The following is a 20058-nucleotide window of genomic DNA, read 5'->3' on the forward strand; positions in this document are numbered from 1 at the left end:
TTTTATAACATAAAGAGAACAAAAAACTATCGCCATATCACCCTAAAAACGGAACTGGCTAACAGCCCGGCCAAGCTTTCCAGCCAGTGTTTGTAATTGGTGTGCGGTGGAGCTGGTATGCTCTGTTGCTTCTTGATTTTGGTCTGCCATCTCAGAGAACCGTTCTACATTGCGGGCCACCTCGTCACTGGCGGCATTTTGCTCGCCCAGAGCATTACTAATATCCTGCACAACCTGCAACACTCGGTCGAAGCTTTCGCGAATTTCATTAATCGCCTGACCTGTCATGGAGGCAAGCTCGACACCCTCTTCTACTTCCTGAACGCCGTGCTGCATTTGTTTAACGCTGGCCTGAGTCCCCGTTTGAATCTTAGCAACCATGGATTCAATTTCGTCGGTTGATTCGCTGGTTCGTTGTGCCAGGTGACGCACTTCGTCAGCAACAACCGAGAAGCCACGACCCTGCTCACCGGCCCGAGCTGCTTCGATAGCCGCATTCAACGCCAACAAATTGGTTTGATCAGCAATAGATTTAATCACGTTAACAATGGAGGTAATTTGCTCAGATTGCTTATCCAGTTCGACTAATTGCCCGGACGCTTGCTGCACCGCATCACTAATTCGATTCATAGCAGCCACCATCTGCTCCATAATGGCCGCACTTTCTTCGGCGTTTTTGCCTGACTCTTCGGAAATTTGTTTAGCTTCAGCGGCATTATCGGCTACGTGATTAATACTAACGCTAAGCTCCTGCACTGAGGTAGCGATGGTATTTGATGCTTTGGACTGTTCGTCAGAGGAAGCCGACAACTGCTCAGCTGTGCTTGCAACCGATTGACTGGCCGAATCAAGTTCGCCCGAGGCAGATTTGATTTCGCCCATCATATTGCGCAACTGAGTCTGCATGGTTGCCATTGCCGATAGCAGCTCGGCAATCTCATCGCCCCCCTCGTCATCTACCTGGCTATTCAGATTGCCGTCAGCAATTGCTGTTGCAACCCGCATTGCATCGTTAATCCGGGTTTCTAGCTGACGTTTGAATAACATGGCCGAGACAACCGCCACGGCTGCAACTAAAAGCCCTCCAATAACAACGACTAAACGAACGACATTAGCAGCGGCGTCAGCGGCATCGGTTCGATCCACCAAAAGTTGCTCTTCCGTCGCTGCAAACTCGTTCATCAGGCTACGCAATTGTTCCATACTTTGTTCGCCGCGCCCTTGCTTGACGATATAAGCCGCCTGGTCAAGTCCCATTGCTCCGGTACCATATTGGGTGCGAATATCTATCGGCGGCTCTACGGCCTCGGTTAACCATTGCTGATAAACCTCTTCGACTTTAGCAAGCCGTTGCTGCTGCTGCGGATTGTCCGAAGTAAGCTGGCGTAATGACTTTAAATTACGCTGCACGCCTTCTTTACCCTCTATATAGGGCTGTTTAGCGTTGTCTTCACCACTGATGACGAAGCTAAGATAACCACTTTCAATGCTTAACAAATGTTTAACGACATCTTCAGCTTCACTAATGACCGTAAATGTGTGCTCTGCACGGGCTGTCGTATCAACCATATTCGATACACTTACCATTACCGTTGCTATAAGCCCGGCAAGAACTATTACGATAACGCCAAAGGCGATGACCAGTTTGTGTATCAGCTTCATACGGTTGTTCCCATTTGCTCGGTGCTCTCCTTTCCAATAATGTCATTATCGGCCCGATAGAGAGTTTCTACAGTCTTTTTTAACGGTGCTTAGTCATCTGCCATTGTAACGACTGCCCTGCATAATACGGCACAATGACACCATCTGCGGTATCCAATGATGCTGGCAAACTCCAGGGTTTACGAATTAAAGTAACGGTTTGTTGATTTCGCTCAAAACCGTAAAAAGCGGCACCATTAACAGAGGCAAAATTTTCTAGCTTGTCGAGTGCTTTATGCTGATCAAAAAACTCGGCATAAAGCTCCAGTGCTGCCGGGGCCGAATAACAGCCTGCACAACCACATGCAGTTTCTTTATTGGCTTTTACATGAGGCGCCGAATCGGTACCCAGAAAAAACTTTGAGCTGCCTGATAAGGCCGCTTGTTGCAGTCGCAGCTGGTGCTCACGGCGTTTTAAAATCGGTAGACAATAATTATGCGGCTTGACGCCGCCAACCAATAAATCATTGCGGTTCATCAGCAAGTGTTGTGGCGTTATGGTCGCTGCGACATTGTCGTTAGAACCATTGACAAAGTCGACCGCATCGCCGGTGGTAATATGCTCTAACACTAAACGTAACTGTGGAAATTGTGTGGTAATTGGCAATAAGTGCCGATCGATAAACACTTTCTCCCGGTCAAAAATATCAATATCTGCATCGGTCACTTCACCATGCACCAGCAATGGCACTTGCTGCTCTTGCATGACCTCCAGCACAGGCGCCAAAGCTTCTACCGATTTAATACCAGCTGCAGAATTAGTTGTGGCACCAGAGGGGTATAGTTTAAAGCCAATGATGTGCGGGTGTTGCGCTGCCTTTTTTACTTCATCTGCAGAAGTCTCGGCCGTTAAGTACAGCGCCATTAGCGGCTCAAAAGTTAATGCAGCCGGTAGCGCCTCGATAATTCGTTGGCGATAGGCTAAAGCCATATCGACTGTGGTTACCGGCGGCATCAGATTAGGCATAACCACGGCTCGCTTAAAAGTTTGTGCCGATGCCGGCACTGTGGTCTCCAGTAATTTGCCATCTCGAAGGTGTAAGTGCCAGTCATCTGGGCGGGTTATCGTCAACTGCTGCATGAGTTCTCCTTTGTTATCGTTCCGGGAGCTAAAACGGTTGTTTAAATTATAAGCCTTGCCAGCCCGCGCTGTCTAACCAATTCCCATAGCTTGTTTCCAGTGTTTTCGACAGCATGAGACATATCGATCGTTACCCCCTATTGCTATTTGTTGACCCATGGTTACTGCATTGCCCTGTTTGTCGACTCGTAAAGACATAGTCGCTTTGCGACCACAATGACAGATGGTCTTCATTTCAACCAACTTGTCAGCAACCGCCAACAATACGGCGCTGCCCGGAAAGGCGTTGCCAAACGCGTCGGTTCTAATGCCATAACACATTACTGGAATATTATGCTGATCCGCCAAAGTTGTTAATTGCCAAACCTGCTGTTCAGTTAAAAATTGTGCTTCGTCAATCAACAAACAATCAATAGCGCTGCGTTGATGAGCAGACAGCACTTTTTCAGTGAGCTCACAGTCACTGCTAAACTGAATAGCAGCGCGCTTAATACCTAGCCGCGACGCTATATAGCCATTGCCAGCACGATCATCAATTGCCGGTGTCATTAACATCACTCGCTGTTTGCGTTCCTCATAGTTATGAGCAACTTGTAGCAGCGACGTACTTTTCCCGGCATTCATTGCCGAATAAGTGAAATACAGAGAGGCCATAGTTTTTTCATTATCGTTATTATTATTGAATGGTGAATTATGTCATCATAATTAAAAGCAAATCTTACCGAGGAGCCACCAATATGCAATACCCTACCGAATTTATTAAAGCCATGCCTAAAGCAGACTTGCACCTGCACTTAGACGGCAGCCTGCGCGCCAGCAGTCTGGTGGATATGGCAAAACGCGCCGATGTAGAACTACCCAGTTACACCGAAGAGGGGCTCTTCGAGCAGGTTTTTAAGTCTCACTACAATAATCTCGGTGAGTATTTAAATGGCTTTCAATACACCTGCGCGGTGCTACGTGACCTGGAAAACCTGGAGCAAGCGGCTTACGAATTAGCTATCGATAATCAGCAAGAGGGCGTCACTTATATCGAGGTACGGTTTGCTCCCCAGTTGTTAATGAACCCAGCTACGGGCGTTACTTTCGACACGATTATGCATGTGGTTAACGATGGCTTAAGCCGCGCTAAAAATGAATATAATCAGCAGACCGAAGTGCAGCAGGGTGAAAAACCCGCGTTTGATTATGGCATCATTAATTGCGCAATGCGTATGTTCGGTAAGAAGGGCTTCTCGCCTTATTACACTCAGCTGTTCCAGCAACTCCGTGACTTTGAGCCGATGCAGGTAATCCGTACCGCCGCAATGGAATTGGTTCGTGCCAGTGTCAGGATGCGCGACGAGGAAGGCATTCCAATTGTTGGCCTGGATATTGCCGGTCAGGAAATAGGTTATCCGGCAAGCCAGTTTAAAGATATCTATGAGTACGCGCACAAGAACTTTTTGCTGAAAACCGTGCACGCCGGTGAAGCTTATGGTGCCGAAAGCATTTTTGAAGCTTTGACTCAGTGTCATGCAGATCGCCTGGGGCATGGTTACTCTTTATTTTCACCCGAGATGACCGAAGATCCCAACATTAAAGATCCTAAAGCTTATGGCGAAAAGCTCGCTTCTTATATCGCTGACCAGCGGATTGCGGTAGAAGTATGCTTAACCAGTAACTTGCAAACCAATCCAGCTATTGGTGATATTAAAAATCACAACTTCAAGCACATGCTGGACCATCGGTTGGCGACGGTTATCTGCACTGATAACAGGTTGGTCTCACGAACGACGGTCAGCAACGAATACCAGCTCGCGGTTGATAATTTTGATATCCCGTTGCACCGCTTAAAAGATATGGTGGCATATAGCTTTAAGAAAAATTTCTACCCAGGCTCGTACACTGAAAAACGTGATTACACCAAACAGAATCTGGCGTATTTTGACAAAATGGTCAGCAAATTCGGATTAACTGAATAATTTACTCGATGGATGCCCGCCAGGTCGCAATATCAACCGGGCGGGCATAGTGGTAGCCCTGCATAATAATTGCGTTGTCAGCATTGTAGAGGAAGTCCGCCTGTTGCTGTGTCTCTACGCCTTCCGCCACAATCCGCATGTTCATATGATTAGCCACAGAGATAATTGTCTGGATAACGCCATTTTTAACTCTTGGGTCAAACATCGCATCAATAAAGCTTTTATCTATCTTGAGTTCATGAACCGGCAGTCGACTGAGATAAGCAAGCGACGAGTACCCGGTGCCAAAATCATCAATCGCGAACTGTACTCCCTGGTTTGTTAAACGGTCCATTTTTGCGACGACATTCGACACATCATCAATTAACACCCCTTCAGTTACTTCAAGCACTAATGACCGGTGTTCAATGCCTGTTTCTTTGACCAGCGCGTCAATCCAGTCCTCAAAATCTGACTTGCGGAAATGGCGCGGGCTGATATTAACCGAAATAGTAAGCCGCCGGCGTTGCTGCTGCAATTCTGCCAATAACTCACAGACTTGAGTTAGCACCCAGCGGTCGATGGCAACAATCAAATCAGACTGTTCGGCGATTGGGATAAATTGCGCCGGAGAAATCATCCCCTGCTCCGGGTGTTGCCAACGAATTAATGCTTCGGCACTAATGATTTTGCCGGAATGTAAGCACTGCGACTGCAGCTGTAATCTAAGTTCTTCGTTGCTGAGAGCTTGCCGCAGTTGCTTCTCCATCTCAAATTGCTGTCGGACCTCTTGACTAAATTGGCTGTGATAAAAACGAAAGCTATTTCCCCCCTGCTGTTTTGCTTTGTGCATGGCGGTTTCAGCTGAACGAATCAGTTTTTCAGCCGTTGTTTCATCGTCACCCGTTAGTTTTGCATCTGGGTAAATAGCGCACCCAATACTAATGGAGATTTTGACCTCTTCATTCATCACTAGAAACGGGTTCTCTGTAGTACTTAGCAATAAGTTAGCTATGGCTTCAGCTTTGTGTTTCGCGTGATTACGCTGAGTACAGTTTTCAGGTAGCAGCACCGCAAAGGCATCAGCACCGAGGTGCGCCAATGTATGCTCTCTGCCTTTTAATTCCAGCTTTAACCGTTCAGCAAATGCCTTTATTAAATCACTACCAAACTCGTAGCCACGGGCATCGTTAATATGCTGTAAACGGTCCATATCTATTAATAGTAAGGCTCCGTAGTGCTCAACTTGTCTACCAGCCAATACCTGTTGCATCAGCTCGGATAAATGAAAGCGGTTAGGTAACGCTGTCAGCGGCTCATAGTACGCCAGAAAATGAAGCTTTTCTTCGTCTGCTTTACGCTCGGTTATATCCTCTTCTACACCGATAAAATGAGTAATTTTTCCGTCTTCATTAATAACCGGCGTAATGGTAGCCCAAACCACATAATTACTGCCGTCTTTACGTTTATTGAGCAACTCGCCGCGCCAGGTTTCCCCTGACTTTAAGCGATTCCATAGTTGGTCGTAGGTTGTCTGCATGGTGGCGCCCGATTGAAGAACTCGGGGATTCTGACCAATTAACTCCGCCCGACTATATCCAGTCACTTCAATAAAGGCTTTATTAACGTACTCGATCTCACCATCAATGGAAGTAATCAGTACGCACTCATTGGTTTGCTCTATTGCGGTATTGAGTTTTTGCAAGTCTTTAAAATAGGCAGAGCGATCACGAGCGATTGTCTCTATGGCGCGGGCCATAAGGCCCAGCTCATCATTGTCTTTGAGTGGAATTTTAATTTCAGTCGACGCGTCTTTTAATTTTTCGACGCCCTGCTGCAAACGCTGCAAGGGGAGAGTCAATTTTCGGTGTAGGTAAAGTTTAAGCATCGAAGCCAGCACTAACACCAATATCAGTTCTATCAGCAAGGTCCCCAACCGCTGGTTAGCTATCGCAAAAAGACTTTCCTGATGCCGATAAACAATCAGCAACGACCAGTCCTGAACTGTTTGATTGTCATCCACGGCACCAGTTAACGGCACCTTGCTAAGAAAACGATCTTGCTCTGGCTGAAAAACCAGCTCGGAGTACTTACCTGCCGACTTTAAAAAAGGCTTCGGCAAATCATCAACAACGCGTTGCAGTCGGCGGCCTTGATCGGTCGTCATGGTCGAATAAACGACCCGCCCATAGGGATCGTAAATTAGTGCTCTGTCTACCCTCCGGTGCACTTCCAGCTCAGCGATCACCTCTTTAATCAACTCCGGATAGCCGTAGCGGATAATGCGATTAAGAGTTGCCTGAGTTAAAAAGCCGGTGGTACGTAATTCTCGTTCAGCCAGACTTCTGTTTTCGAGCATTTGATGGTTCAGGGTTAAACCGACCAATCCGATAAAAACGCAAATACTGACTGTCGCTACTAGTACGGTCGCCTTGGTGCTCAGGCTTTGCCAAAACTTGACTTGTTGATAGGCGCGCGTTTTCCTCATTAGCGTGACTCAACCATACAGTAATCAAGCTTAACGGGCTCTCTGAGCAATTCGTTATCTAACAAATATTTTTGCAATGATGTGGTTGCGCGCTCCAGATCAAATTCCTGCGGTCTGGTTGCGCCAATCAGTTTCAAATTGGCCAGTGCCGATGACACGCTCTCTAGTGGCATTTGAGTATTAGCAGCGATAAGCTCCATCACCTTGTGGTCCCGCGTTTTAATTTTGCTAACCGTCTGATCCCACGCCTGTCGAATATACGATTCGATATGTTGTTGATGCTGTAGCCATATACTGCGTTTTATCACCAACACATCAATAATTTCACCACTGATTTGACGACTATCAAAAATAATCTCAGCACCAAGCTTTTTTAACTCACCAAGGGTTGGATAAAAGCTAATTACTCCATCGACTTGCTTGCTGTTAAACAACTCAACCTGCATGTTGGGTGTTGCCGCCACCGAAATGATTTCACGCCCCTCAAACACTCCCGCCGCTAACGCGCGATCGAGGATATAGCTGCCTACGGTCTTAATTTCGTGAGCTATTTTTAAAGGTTCGGGCTGCGCTCGCCAGTTGGGCTGCATTAACAAAGCGTCGGCGCCTAATGAAATATCAAGAACTTTGGCTACACACAAAGGATCGTTAACGTCCTGTTGATAGCTTAATGCTTCGTCTAACGTTAATAAGCCGCCGTCCAGCTGTCCCTCAGCCATTAATCTGACTACGTTAGAGGTAGCAGGTAGCAAATGAAGTTTTAGCTTTGAGGTAATTGATGAGTCTGGATTGAGTTCTTGGTAGACAAATAATGGCTGGTAGCCCAACCAACTATTACCTGCCAAATTCACGGGCTCGTGCGGTTGCGAACATGCAGCAATCAGCAACAAACCTCCGGTAAACGTTACCCATCGTTTTAGCTTCTGGATAATTTGATAACCGGAGGTGATACGCATGGTTACGCCTTCACACTAGATAATCTTTGCTTGCTAGAAGGGAATGTCATCATCAAAGTCCGTAGCATCCGGAGAAAATGGTTGCGGTTGCGATGGCTGCTGCGGCTGTTGCTGTGGGCGCGATTGCGGTGCATTCCCCTGATTACCCGTATTTTGCTGTTGCGGCGCATTCTGCTGATAACCTTGCTGATAACCACCCGCCTGAGCCGGCGCTGGCTGGCCTTGGTTCATATTCTGGTTCATGTTGTCGCCCATGCCGCCACCGCGAGAGTCCAGCATTTGCATTTCATTCACAACAATCTCTGTGGTGTAGCGGTCCTGGCCTTCCTGAGTTTGCCATTTACGTGTTTGCAGGCGACCTTCAATGTACACTTTCGAGCCTTTTTTCAGATATTCGCCCACAATTTCAGCGAGCCGGCGGTAAGCTACGCAGCGGTGCCATTCTGTCTGCTCACGAGGTTCGCCGGTTTGCTTATCTTTCCAGGTTTCGCTGGTTGCAATCGACAAGTTAGCGATCGCTGTACTGTTTTGGGTATATCTGATTTCCGGATCGGCGCCAAGGTTACCAATTAGAATGACTTTATTCACACCGCGACTGGCCATGCTGTTCTCCTGTTTCGTCTATCTTTAACTTATTGAATTTTTTAAATATTCTGTTATTTATACTGTTGCAAGAGACCTTGCACGGTCTCTTCATCATAACGCTTTTTATCGACTTTTAAATAACTAATTTTATCGTCTTCAGCATAACGTACTTCCTCAACGCCAGCGACCGATAGCAGCTGTTCGTTAAGTTCTTTTATGACACTTAATGCTTCTATGTGTTGCAGAGATATCGCCACATTAGTCACCGGCTTTGGGTTTTTCATAGCAACGGTGAATAATAACCAAAAGCATAGCAGTACTAATGAGGCGATACCGAGTCCTGCCAGCTGAAACTGTTGTAAGAACCAACCTCCTCCAGCACCGCCAATAAAGGCCCCCAGAAACTGGCAGGTGGCGTATAAGCCACTGGCACTTCCTTTACTACCCGCAGGTGCAATTCGAGTTAATAAGGATGGTAGCGAGGCTTCGAGATAATTAAAGCCGGAAAAAAATACCACCAACGCCAATGCCAGACCCGCCATACCAACGGCTACAAAGTCCGCCAGTGCTATTGCGACAATAAGCATAACTAGCGCAATCCGAAACCAAAAAACTTGATTGTCGGTGCGTGAACTGCGAATGATCATCGGCACCATAACAGCTATGGAGAGCAGCAGAGTTGGTAAGTAAAACCAAGCATGGGTAGCCGTATCAAAACCGGCATTTTGCAGTTGCGTCGGTAACGTAATAAACCAGGCGGTTAACACCGCATGCAAGACAAATACACCCAGATTCAACTGCCATAACTGACCGTTTTTTAACAAGCCTTTTAACTCAGAAGCCACCGGTAATGCTTCTCTTCGGGCGCTACGCGTGGTGACTCGCGGCACACTCACCACCAGCACGATAATTCCGACAACGCCGCTAGCTGCTGTAAACCAAAATAAACCTGATAAACCAAGCCAACTACCTAATAGCGGCCCGGCAACCATCGCTAGCGCAAACGCAAGACCAATACACATGCCTATAATAGCCATTACTTTAGTGCGTTGTTGCTCCCGCGAAACATCCGCTGCCATTGCTAGAATCGCAGCGGCAATGGCACCTAATCCTTGAATTGCCCGACCCACCGCAACCATCCACAAGCTATCGGCCATTGCAGCGACAACACTGCCGATGATAAACACGCATAGTCCGCCAATGATTATCGGCCGGCGGCCGACACGATCGGATAACATGCCGAGAGGAATTTGCAATAACGCTTGTGTCAGTCCATACGCCCCTAAGGTGATGCCCATTAACAGCGCGCTGTAGTCAGGGTACTCGCGAGCATAAATAGCCAACACCGGCATGATCAAAAACAGCCCCAGCATGCGTATTCCAAACACGGACGCCAGCGCGACAGAAGCTCTTTTTTCGGTTTTGTTGAGTGTCTGTTGATTCATTTGCACAGCTTGTAAATTCAAACAAGTCAGCATTGTACCAGATGCGGTTGGGTGTGCGATAATGTTGTCAGCTAGCCAACAGGAATAGATGAATGGATACCATAGAAGTACGCGGAGCAAGAACTCACAATCTAAAGAACTTTAATTTATCAATTCCTCGCAACAAGCTGGTGGTGATCACCGGCTTGTCGGGATCCGGTAAGTCATCTTTGGCCTTCGATACACTGTATGCGGAAGGCCAGCGACGCTACGTTGAATCCTTATCGGCTTACGCAAGGCAGTTTTTATCATTAATGGAAAAGCCCGACGTTGACTCTATCGAGGGTTTGTCGCCTGCGATCTCTATCGAACAGAAGTCTACCTCGCACAACCCCCGTTCAACGGTAGGCACAATCACCGAGATTTATGACTATTTACGGCTCATGTTTGCGCGGGTCGGTGAACCGAGATGCCCGACCCATGACGTACCGCTAGCGGCGCAAACTGTCTCGCAAATGGTGGATAAGGTATTGCAGGCGCCGGAAGGGGCAAAGCGGATGCTGCTTGCGCCGATTATTCAGAATCGTAAAGGTGAGCACCTTAAAGTACTTGAGAACCTTGCACTTCAAGGTTTTATTCGTGCCCGCATTGACGGCGAAATCTGTGATCTTAGCGATCCACCGACACTGGAACTTCAGAAAAAGCATACCATTGAAGTCGTGGTTGACCGTTTTAAAGTGCGCGACGGCCTGGAGCAGCGTCTGGCAGAATCGTTTGAGACTGCGCTCGAAATGAGTGGCGGCACCGCCTTAGTCGTACCAATGGAGGGTGACGATGAAAGTCTGGTGTTCTCGGCCAACTTCGCCTGCCCTCATTGTGGCTTTAGCATGCAAGAACTGGAGCCCCGGTTATTCTCCTTTAATAACCCGGCTGGTGCCTGTACGCGCTGTGATGGCTTAGGGGTTGAACAGTTTTTTGATCCCGCCAAGGTTGTTACTAACGATGAGCTATCGTTAACCGGCGGCGCTATCCGGGGTTGGGATAAACGCAACTTCTATTATTACCAAATGCTGCAGTCCCTGGCCAAACACTATGGATTTAAACTGGCATCACCGTTTAAAGAGCTCGATGAGGACATTCGTCACAAAATATTATTCGGTAGCGGTCAGGAACAGATTAAGTTTACTTACATGAACGACCGCGGCGACAAGGTGGTTCGAGAACACCCGTTTGAAGGGATTATCCCGAATATGCAACGGCGGTACCGCGAGACTGAATCACAAGCGGTTCGCGAAGATCTCTCAAAATATATCGCCGTCCAGCCCTGCGAAAGCTGTCATGGGGCGCGTTTACGTACCGAAGCACGCCATGTATTCATTAATAATACGACACTCCCACAAATCGTTGAGCAATCTATTGGTAATGCGCTGGAGTTTTTTAATAGCCTCGAGTTGGAAGGCCAAAGAGCGCAAATTGCGGAAAAGATTTTAAAGGAAATTAATGACCGGCTGCACTTTCTGGTAAACGTCGGACTCAATTATTTGAGTCTCTCGCGCAGCGCAGAAACTTTGTCAGGGGGCGAGGCCCAACGAATTCGGCTGGCCAGCCAAATTGGCGCGGGACTGGTTGGCGTTATGTATGTGCTTGATGAACCAAGTATTGGCTTGCATCAACGCGATAACGAACGCCTGTTAAACACGCTGACCCACTTGCGTGATTTAGGTAATACCGTGCTTGTCGTTGAGCACGATGAAGACGCCATTCGGCAGGCAGACCATGTCATTGATATCGGTCCTGGCGCCGGGGTCCACGGTGGTGAAATTATCGCTCAGGGCGATGTCAATGACATTGTAGCTAGTGAAGACTCACTTACCGGCGACTATCTATCTGGTAGAAAACAAATAGATATACCGGAAGAACGTCATGCTCCAGGCAAGCATGAACTGGTGATCAAAGGGGCCAGTGGCAATAACTTAAAAAATGTCGATTTTCACTTACCTTTAGGCATTTTGACCTGTGTCACCGGTGTTTCAGGGTCAGGTAAATCAACATTGGTTAATGATACGCTATTCCACATCGCCCACCATGAGCTTAATGGTGCGACAACCGGTGAGCCGGCGCCATTCGACAGTGTTGATGGGATGCAACATCTCGACAAAGTGGTGGATATCGACCAAAGCCCGATTGGCAGGACCCCTCGCTCTAACCCGGCGACATATACCGGTATCTTTACCCCTATTCGCGAACTGTTCGCAGGCGTTCCAGAGGCGCGAGCCCGAGGTTACAAACCGGGTCGCTTTAGTTTTAATGTTCGCGGCGGCCGCTGCGAAGCCTGTCAGGGCGATGGCGTGATCAAAGTCGAAATGCACTTCCTGCCCGACGTCTATGTGCCTTGCGATATTTGTAAGGGAAAACGCTATAATAGAGAGACACTCGATATTCAGTATAAGGGTAAAAATATTAACCAAGTACTGGATATGACGATTGAGGAAGCGCGGGAGTTCTTTGACCCAATACCTGCAATTGCCCGCAAGCTGCAGACATTGATGGACGTTGGCCTTTCTTACGTCCGTCTTGGCCAGTCGGCAACGACATTATCCGGCGGCGAAGCACAGCGAGTGAAGTTATCGCGTGAATTATCAAAACGAGATACAGGTCAGACGTTGTATATTCTAGACGAACCAACGACTGGTTTGCACTTTCATGATATCAAGCAGCTGCTGTCGGTTATCCATCGCTTGCGAGATCATGGCAATACAGTTGTCGTCATTGAGCACAATTTAGACGTAATAAAAACAGCCGACTGGATTATAGACCTGGGTCCTGAAGGAGGTTCCGGCGGTGGGGAAATTATCGCCCAGGGTACTCCGGAAACTATTTGTGAGGTTGAGAAATCCCACACAGCACGCTTTTTAAAGCCCATGCTCAACCGATAATTTGGTAAGAAACTAATGTTAGAAGAAGAGTTTAAAGTTCGTTTTTACGAGACCGATGCGTTAGGTCATGTTAACAATACGGTTGTTCCCATGTGGATCGAAACCGGCCGTTTGCCAATCTTTGAGTTTTTTGGCGAAATGTCTCCAGATACACAAAGTTTAATTGTGGCCCGGCTGGAAGTTGACTACTCACGACCGATATTTTTCGGTAGCAATGTCACCGTAAAAACCTATGTCAGTAGATTAGGCGGTTCATCGTTTGATATTACCACCGAAATCTGGCAAAAAGACGAACTCTGCGCCAAAGGTAAAACAATACTGGTTTATTTTGACTTTGGGCAGCAAAAATCAATACCGTTAACCGACGGTTTAAGAACACGATTAGCGACATTAACGCATCCGGAGTATCCCCTTGACGCGTGATCTAGTTAGTGGTGGCCAATATATTCATGCTCCTGACGACCTTAACCGGTTGTTACAAGACATCTACGATGAAGCATTGACCATTAAACAAGGTAAAGTCGCCGACTATATTCCGGCACTGGCTGCGGTGAACCCTGACTACTGTGCCTTAACTTTGGCGACCTTGGACGGCGAAGTTTTTAATGTCGGCGATACTAAGCAACAATTTTCTATTCAGTCAGTGTCCAAAATTTTTGGGCTGATGCTGGCGATGGAGCGTTTAGGCGACGACCTTTGGCAGCGCGTTAAAATGGAGCCTTCCGGTCAGGCTTTTAACTCTATCGTGCAGCTTGAGTGGGAAAAAGGTATTCCACGAAATCCGATGATTAACGCCGGTGCAATATTAGTTAGTGATGTGCTGGTTAGTCATTACTCCGCAAGTAAAAATGCGGTGCTGAGCCTAGTTCGTAGCCTCTGTGGTAATGACCGGATATACGCCAACGATGAGGTCCACCAATCTGAAAAAGAACACGGTCACAGGAATTCGGCGCTCGCCCACCTAATGAAGAGCTTTGGTAATATTGAATCCGATGTAGACGAGTTGCTGGATCATTATTTTTGGCAGTGCGCGCTAACCATGACCTGTGAAAATCTTGCTCGTTCACTGACCTTCTTAGCCAATGACGGGGTTTGCCCCTTTTCCAAAAAGGAAATCATGTCTAAGCGTGATTCGCAGCGAATTAATGCCTTGCTTTCAACCAGCGGAATGTATGACCAAAGTGGCGAGTTTGCTTTTACGGTTGGTGTACCCGCAAAAAGTGGTGTCGGTGGTGGTATCGTCGCAATTGTTCCGGACTTTGGCGTCATCGCCGCCTGGAGCCCTAAATTGAATGAATACGGCAACAGTGCAAGAGGCATGTTTATGGTTAGGGAACTCGCGAATAAATTGGGGCTTAGTGTTTATTAACGACGATATAACTGGAACCGTTGCAAGTTAAAGCGAGCAAATAACCGATCAAGCAAGCCTTGTCGGGCAACTTCCCGCATTAGTTGCTGCATTGTTTCAACGCTTATTTTCTCGTTTTCCCCAACGACGATAGCGACTTTATATTGTTGCTCTATACGGTCGGATATCAACAATTTATCCAAATAATCCACTGATGAATTTTTTAGCGCCGCCAATAGTTCATCGTTAACTACTGCTGCATCAATGCGCCCGCCGACCAACATTCGCAGGTTGGTTATTCTGGAGTCCGACAAATAAACTCGATAGCGCTCGGCCACTTCAGCGGAGTTCATCTGTTCTCCCGCCATCAAGTAGTGATAGCCCTTTACTCCACCTAGTACCTTTCCTTCTAAATTATCAAAGTAACCCTGGTCTTTTTTTCCATCTTGCAAGGCCACTAACCGCTCGCGGCCCTGTAATAACGGAACAGTGCTACTTACTTTTACATCGCGATTTTGCCAGCCCCAAAACGTAGACTCAAAAAACATAACATCGCAGCAGCCACTTTCAGATAAAGCTTCATAGCGCCCGTTCGGCGGGATCGCCTGCAAAATAAATTCGTAGGTGGTCTGGTAATTATTAAGTAGCTTTATCAGCTCGCGCGTAACATCAGTTTCCAGCCGATCCGAAAAAAATGGAGGAAAGTCGTAAGCTGCCACATACACTGACTTTCGTGCAGAAGCAGTGTTGGCAAAAAAGAAGGTGCTGATCAGTAATAGAACAATTAATCGTTTCACAGAGTTAGCATACACTATTAAGTTGTCCCCATCATACCGGAGACGGCTTGCGGTGCAAGCCTTAAGACTCACTTCGTTCGCAGCGGTTTGCTCCATGCCGGGCCGGCTGTGTGTTGCTTCGCAACGGGGCTTTGTTGCTACGCAACGGCTGTTTGGCCCGGCCGGGCCGGCTGTATATCGCTGCCGCGATGGCTGTTTGTGCGCTTGCTTTGCTTGCGCACGGCTGTTTGCGCCTGCGGCGCGGGGAAAACCAAATAAATACAGTTGTTGTTTGGGCTTTGTCTTTGAATTACCGCGCGCAGCGCAAAAAGCCGGAGCCGCCGAAGGCAGGCTACAAACAGCCATCGCGCAGCGATAAAAAGCCGCTCCGAAGGAGCAAAAAATCGCGAGCCTACAGGCATAAAAAAACCCGGCCGAAGCCGGGTTTTATAAACGTCGAAGCGTTTATTAGTCCATGATTTTCGATACAACGCCCGCACCAACAGTACGGCCGCCTTCACGGATTGCAAAGCGCAGACCTTCGTCCATTGCGATTGGAGCAATCAGCTCTACAACAAACTTAAGGTTGTCGCCTGGCATGACCATTTCTACGCCTTCTGGCAACTCTACAGCACCTGTTACGTCCGTTGTACGGAAGTAGAACTGTGGACGGTAGCCTTTAAAGAATGGCGTGTGACGGCCACCTTCGTCTTTGCTCAGTACGTATACTTCAGCTTCAAACTTAGTATGCGGAGTGATTGTTCCTGGCTTCGCCAGTACCTGACCACGCTCTACGTCATCACGCTTAGTACCACGCAACAAGGCGCCGATGTTCTCGCCCGCTCGACCTTCGTCTAGCAGCTTACGGAACATCTCTACACCGGTAACTGTGGTCTTGGTGGTGTCTTTCATACCAACAATTTCACACTCGTCACCTGTGCGAACGATACCACGCTCTACACGGCCTGTGACTACCGTACCACGACCTGAAATCGAGAATACGTCTTCGATTGGCATGATGAACGGCTTATCGATGTCACGCTCTGGCTCTGGAATGTACGAATCCAGTGCGTCCGCTAATTCAACAATCTTCTTCGCCCAGTCTTCGTCGCCTTCCAGCGCTTTCAAAGCTGAACCCTGGATGACTGGCAAGTCGTCGCCTGGGAATTCGTATTCTGATAACAGTTCACGAACTTCCATTTCTACCAGCTCTAGCAACTCTTCATCGTCAACCATGTCACATTTGTTCATGAATACAACGATGTAAGGTACGCCGACCTGACGTGACAACAAGATGTGCTCACGCGTCTGTGGCATTGGGCCGTCAGTCGCTGCTACTACCAGAATAGCACCGTCCATCTGCGCCGCACCGGTGATCATGTTTTTAACATAGTCAGCGTGACCTGGGCAGTCTACGTGCGCGTAGTGACGCGTTGGCGTGTCATATTCAACGTGTGACGTTGAAATAGTGATACCACGCTCTTTCTCTTCTGGCGCGTTATCGATGGCTGCGAAGTCTTTCGCCGCACCACCGTATACTTTTGCCAAAACAGTTGTAATAGCAGCAGTTAGGGTAGTTTTACCGTGGTCAACGTGACCAATGGTGCCGACGTTTACGTGCGGCTTCGAACGTTCAAATTTTTCTTTAGACATGATAGTTCCTCAAACTTAAGTTGAAAGCCCGGTCCCAAAAGAACCGGACCAGACCTTACTTAACCTTTCGCGTTACGCTCAGCCATCACTTTTTCTGCGATGTTATTAGGCGCTTCGCCATACTTCAAGAATTCCATTGAGTACGATGCACGACCCTGAGTTTGTGAACGCAGGTCGGTCGCATAACCGAACATTTCGGATAATGGAACTTGAGCGTTAACCGCTTTCAAGCCACCTGGTGCTTCTTCCATACCTTCGATCAGACCACGACGGCGGTTCAAGTCACCAACAACATCACCCATGGATTCTTCCGGAGTAATAACTTCGACTTTCATCATTGGTTCAAGCAAAACCGGGTCGGCTTGCAAAGCACCTTTTTTGAAGGCCATGCTACCGGCGATTTTAAATGCCATTTCTGATGAGTCAACATCGTGGTATGAACCGTCATACAAGGTAGCTTTAACACCCAGTACCGGGTAGCCCGCAAGTACACCCTGTTCCATCTGTTCTTTAACACCGCGATCAACAGCTGGGATGTATTCTTTTGGTACCACACCACCGACGATTTCGTTAACGAAAGAGTAAGTGACGTCGTCACCGTTTTCGTCTTCTTCGATCGTCATTGGCTCAAGCTTCAACCAAACGTGACCGAACTGACCACGACCACCAGATTGACGTACGAATTTACCTTCGACTTCAACGGCTTTGCGAATCGCTTCACGATAGGCAACCTGAGGCTGACCGACGTTACATTCAACTTTGAATTCACGCTTCATACGGTCAACGATGATGTCCAGGTGCAACTCACCCATACCAGAAATGATGGTTTGGCCAGATTCCTCATCCGTTTTAACGCGGAATGACGGATCTTCTGCAGCCAGCTTACCTAAAGCAATACCCATTTTTTCTTGGTCAGCTTTAGTTTTTGGCTCGACCGCGACCGAGATTACCGGCTCTGGGAATTCCATACGCTCAAGAATAATCTTGTTAGTTGGGTCACACAGAGTGTCACCAGTCGTCACGTCTTTTAGACCAATCAGTGCTGCGATATCGCCTGCACGAACTTCTTTGATCTCTTCACGACTATTTGAGTGCATTTGCACCATACGACCAACACGCTCTTTCTTGTTCTTGACTGGGTTAACGACACCGTCACCCTGATTCAAGACACCTGAATAAACGCGAACGAACGTCAATGTTCCAACGAACGGGTCGGTTGCGATTTTAAACGCCAGCGCTGAGAACGGCTCTTCGTCAGATGACTTACGTACACCTTCAGACTCGTCGTCCAAAATACCGGTAATCGGCTTAACTTCGGTTGGTGACGGCAAGTATTCGATAACGGCGTCAAGTACTGCCTGAACACCTTTGTTTTTGAACGCTGAACCACAAGTTACCAGACAGATATCATTTGCCAGTGTACGCGCACGTAAACCTTCTTTGATTTCAGCTTCTGTTAACTCACCTTCTTCAAGGTATTTGTTCATCAACTCTTCGTTTGCTTCAGCCGCGGCTTCTACTAACTCAGCGTGATATTCTTCAGCTTCATCGACCATTTCCGCAGGGATATCTTCATAAGTAAATGAAGTACCCATGTCTTCTTCATTCCAGTTAATGAACTTCATTTTCACCAAGTCCACAACGCCGCGGAAGTTGTCTTCTGCGCCTACTGGTAACTGCATTGGTACAGCTTGTGCTGCCAAACGCGTTTTCATCTGGTTTACGACTGACAAGAAGTCCGCACCTGCACGGTCCATCTTGTTAACGAATACCATACGCGGTACTTCGTATTTGTTCGCCTGACGCCAAACAGTTTCTGTTTGAGGCTGAACACCAGAAGAAGCACAAAGAACCACAACAGCACCGTCAAGTACACGCAGTGAACGTTCTACTTCGATGGTGAAGTCAACGTGCCCTGGAGTGTCAATGATGTTGACACGGTGCTCGGGGAATTGCTTATCCATACCTTGCCAGAAACAGGTCGTTGCTGCTGAGGTGATGGTGATCCCACGTTCTTGTTCTTGCTCCATCCAGTCCATGGTTGCTGCACCATCGTGCACTTCACCAAGCTTGTGAGACAAACCAGTGTAGAACAACACACGCTCAGTGGTGGTTGTCTTACCGGCGTCTACGTGAGCACAGATACCGATATTACGATAGCGCTCTATGGAAGTCTTACGAGCCACAATAAACTCCTTACTAGGTTAACTGCGAATTTACCAGCGATAGTGAGCAAACGCTTTGTTTGCTTCAGCCATGCGGTGAACGTCTTCACGTTTCTTCACAGCTGACCCTTTATTTTCTGATGCATCTAGCATTTCAGCTGCCAGACGCTGCGACATTGATTTTTCACCACGGGTGCGCGCTGCATCAACTAACCAGCGCATAGCCAGTGCGTTACGACGAACTGGACGAACTTCTACTGGCACCTGATAGGTAGAACCACCAACACGGCGAGATTTAACCTCGACCGTTGGACGCACGTTTTCTAGTGCTACGTCAAAAACGTCCAAGTGTTCTTTACCTGTTTTCTCAGCCATAATGTCCAGTGCACCGTAAATAATTTTTTCAGCGACTGCTTTCTTGCCGTCAACCATGACGACATTAATAAATTTGGCCAACAACTCCGATCCGAACTTAGGATCTGGTAAGATTTTACGTTGACCTATGACGCGTCTTCTTGGCATCTCAATATTCTCCGATTAATTCAGGGTATTACCCAAAACTTATGAATTACAGTTTGGCCTTACTAACGGAGAACCGTTAAGACTTAGGCCGCTTCGCGCCGTATTTTGAACGGCCTTGTTTACGATCGTTAACACCTGAACAGTCAAGTGCTCCACGAACGGTATGGTAACGAACACCTGGCAAGTCTTTTACACGACCGCCACGGATCAATACCACTGAGTGTTCTTGTAAGTTATGTCCCTCACCGCCGATGTACGAAGAAACTTCGTAGCCGTTGGTTAAACGAACACGGCATACTTTACGCATAGCAGAGTTCGGTTTCTTAGGGGTTGTGGTGTAAACACGGGTGCATACTCCGCGTTTTTGAGGGCACGCTTCCAAAGCCGGAACGTTGCTCTTAACAACCGGCTTCTGGCGGCCTTTACGCACCAGCTGGTTAACTGTTGCCATTCATTACTCCTAGTTTAGTTGATGTCGCT

The 20058-nt window shown here is 47.7% G+C and carries 17 protein-coding genes; 5 read left to right on the top strand and 12 right to left on the bottom strand.

Annotated features, from left to right (window positions below):
- Positions 1-42: 42 nt before the first annotated feature.
- The 3 genes from CWI81_RS07420 to CWI81_RS07430 all read right to left on the bottom strand — a co-directional run bounded on the left by CWI81_RS07420 (position 43) and on the right by CWI81_RS07430 (position 3436).
- Positions 43-1662 (bottom strand): methyl-accepting chemotaxis protein, encoded by a 1620-nt coding sequence (locus CWI81_RS07420; protein ID WP_126784678.1) that lies wholly within the window; start codon positions 1660-1662, stop codon positions 43-45.
- 79 nt (positions 1663-1741) lie between these two features.
- Positions 1742-2782 carry a dihydroorotase gene (gene pyrC / locus CWI81_RS07425; RefSeq protein WP_126784679.1) on the bottom strand — a complete coding sequence of 347 codons (1041 nt, stop codon included), beginning with the start codon at positions 2780-2782 and terminating at the stop codon, positions 1742-1744.
- Between the two features lie 72 nt (positions 2783-2854).
- Entirely contained in the window at positions 2855-3436 is a 582-nt protein-coding gene (locus CWI81_RS07430) for a thymidine kinase (RefSeq protein WP_126784680.1), read from the bottom strand.
- 83 nt (positions 3437-3519) lie between these two features.
- Here CWI81_RS07430 and CWI81_RS07435 point away from each other — a divergent pair, with 83 nt between their 5' ends.
- Entirely contained in the window at positions 3520-4746 is a 1227-nt protein-coding gene (locus CWI81_RS07435; protein WP_126784681.1) for an adenosine deaminase family protein, read from the top strand.
- Between the two features lies 1 nt (position 4747).
- On the opposite strand, the gene CWI81_RS07440 is transcribed toward CWI81_RS07435, so the two are convergent.
- From CWI81_RS07440 to CWI81_RS07455, 4 genes are read right to left on the bottom strand one after another with little or no spacing between them, the layout of a single operon-like run.
- A complete protein-coding gene (locus tag CWI81_RS07440) occupies positions 4748-7213 on the bottom strand; it encodes an EAL domain-containing protein (RefSeq protein ID WP_126784682.1) in 2466 nt (821 codons plus the stop codon).
- A complete protein-coding gene (locus CWI81_RS07445; protein WP_126784683.1) occupies positions 7213-8169 on the bottom strand; it encodes a type 2 periplasmic-binding domain-containing protein in 957 nt (318 codons plus the stop codon). Before CWI81_RS07445 ends, CWI81_RS07440 begins: the two co-directional genes overlap by 1 nt.
- Before the next feature lie 33 nt (positions 8170-8202).
- Positions 8203-8772: a single-stranded DNA-binding protein gene (gene ssb, locus CWI81_RS07450; protein ID WP_126784684.1), complete on the bottom strand. Its 570-nt coding sequence runs from the start codon at positions 8770-8772 to the stop codon at positions 8203-8205.
- Between the two features lie 53 nt (positions 8773-8825).
- Positions 8826-10232 carry an MFS transporter gene (locus CWI81_RS07455; RefSeq protein ID WP_126784685.1) on the bottom strand — a complete coding sequence of 469 codons (1407 nt, stop codon included), beginning with the start codon at positions 10230-10232 and terminating at the stop codon, positions 8826-8828.
- A gap of 59 nt (positions 10233-10291) precedes the next feature.
- Here CWI81_RS07455 and uvrA point away from each other — a divergent pair, with 59 nt between their 5' ends.
- From uvrA to glsA, 3 genes are read left to right on the top strand one after another with little or no spacing between them, the layout of a single operon-like run.
- Entirely contained in the window at positions 10292-13114 is a 2823-nt protein-coding gene (gene uvrA, locus CWI81_RS07460; protein WP_126784686.1) for an excinuclease ABC subunit UvrA, read from the top strand.
- Between the two features lie 15 nt (positions 13115-13129).
- Positions 13130-13537 (top strand): acyl-CoA thioesterase, encoded by a 408-nt coding sequence (locus tag CWI81_RS07465; protein ID WP_126784687.1) that lies wholly within the window; start codon positions 13130-13132, stop codon positions 13535-13537.
- The gene (glsA, locus tag CWI81_RS07470; RefSeq protein WP_126784688.1) at positions 13527-14483 is read left to right on the top strand and encodes a glutaminase A; all 957 of its coding nucleotides are present in this window, start codon (positions 13527-13529) and stop codon (positions 14481-14483) included. Before CWI81_RS07465 ends, glsA begins: the two co-directional genes overlap by 11 nt.
- Here the strand turns inward: glsA and CWI81_RS07475 are convergent.
- Positions 14480-15259 (bottom strand): substrate-binding periplasmic protein, encoded by a 780-nt coding sequence (locus CWI81_RS07475; RefSeq protein WP_241970384.1) that lies wholly within the window; start codon positions 15257-15259, stop codon positions 14480-14482. The genes glsA and CWI81_RS07475 overlap by 4 nt on opposite strands.
- 110 nt (positions 15260-15369) lie before the next feature.
- On the opposite strand from CWI81_RS07475, the gene CWI81_RS07480 reads away from it, so the two are divergent.
- Positions 15370-15717 (top strand): hypothetical protein, encoded by a 348-nt coding sequence (locus CWI81_RS07480; RefSeq protein WP_126784690.1) that lies wholly within the window; start codon positions 15370-15372, stop codon positions 15715-15717.
- Here the strand turns inward: CWI81_RS07480 and tuf are convergent.
- The 4 genes from tuf to rpsL all read right to left on the bottom strand — a co-directional run bounded on the left by tuf (position 15707) and on the right by rpsL (position 20029).
- Positions 15707-16891 (bottom strand): elongation factor Tu, encoded by a 1185-nt coding sequence (gene tuf, locus CWI81_RS07485; RefSeq protein ID WP_126784691.1) that lies wholly within the window; start codon positions 16889-16891, stop codon positions 15707-15709. The two genes, CWI81_RS07480 and tuf, sit on opposite strands and share 11 nt — an antisense overlap.
- Positions 16892-16950: 59 nt before the next feature.
- The gene (gene fusA, locus CWI81_RS07490) at positions 16951-19077 is read right to left on the bottom strand and encodes an elongation factor G (RefSeq protein WP_126784692.1); all 2127 of its coding nucleotides are present in this window, start codon (positions 19075-19077) and stop codon (positions 16951-16953) included.
- Between the two features lie 30 nt (positions 19078-19107).
- Positions 19108-19578, bottom strand: a complete 471-nt coding sequence (gene rpsG, locus CWI81_RS07495; RefSeq protein ID WP_126784693.1) for a 30S ribosomal protein S7 — start codon at positions 19576-19578, stop codon at positions 19108-19110.
- A gap of 76 nt (positions 19579-19654) precedes the next feature.
- The gene (rpsL, locus tag CWI81_RS07500) at positions 19655-20029 is read right to left on the bottom strand and encodes a 30S ribosomal protein S12 (protein ID WP_006956845.1); all 375 of its coding nucleotides are present in this window, start codon (positions 20027-20029) and stop codon (positions 19655-19657) included.
- Between the last annotated feature and the right edge of the window lie 29 nt (positions 20030-20058).

Source organism: Idiomarina seosinensis (assembly GCF_003987275.1).
Lineage (GTDB): Bacteria > Pseudomonadota > Gammaproteobacteria > Enterobacterales > Alteromonadaceae > Idiomarina > Idiomarina seosinensis.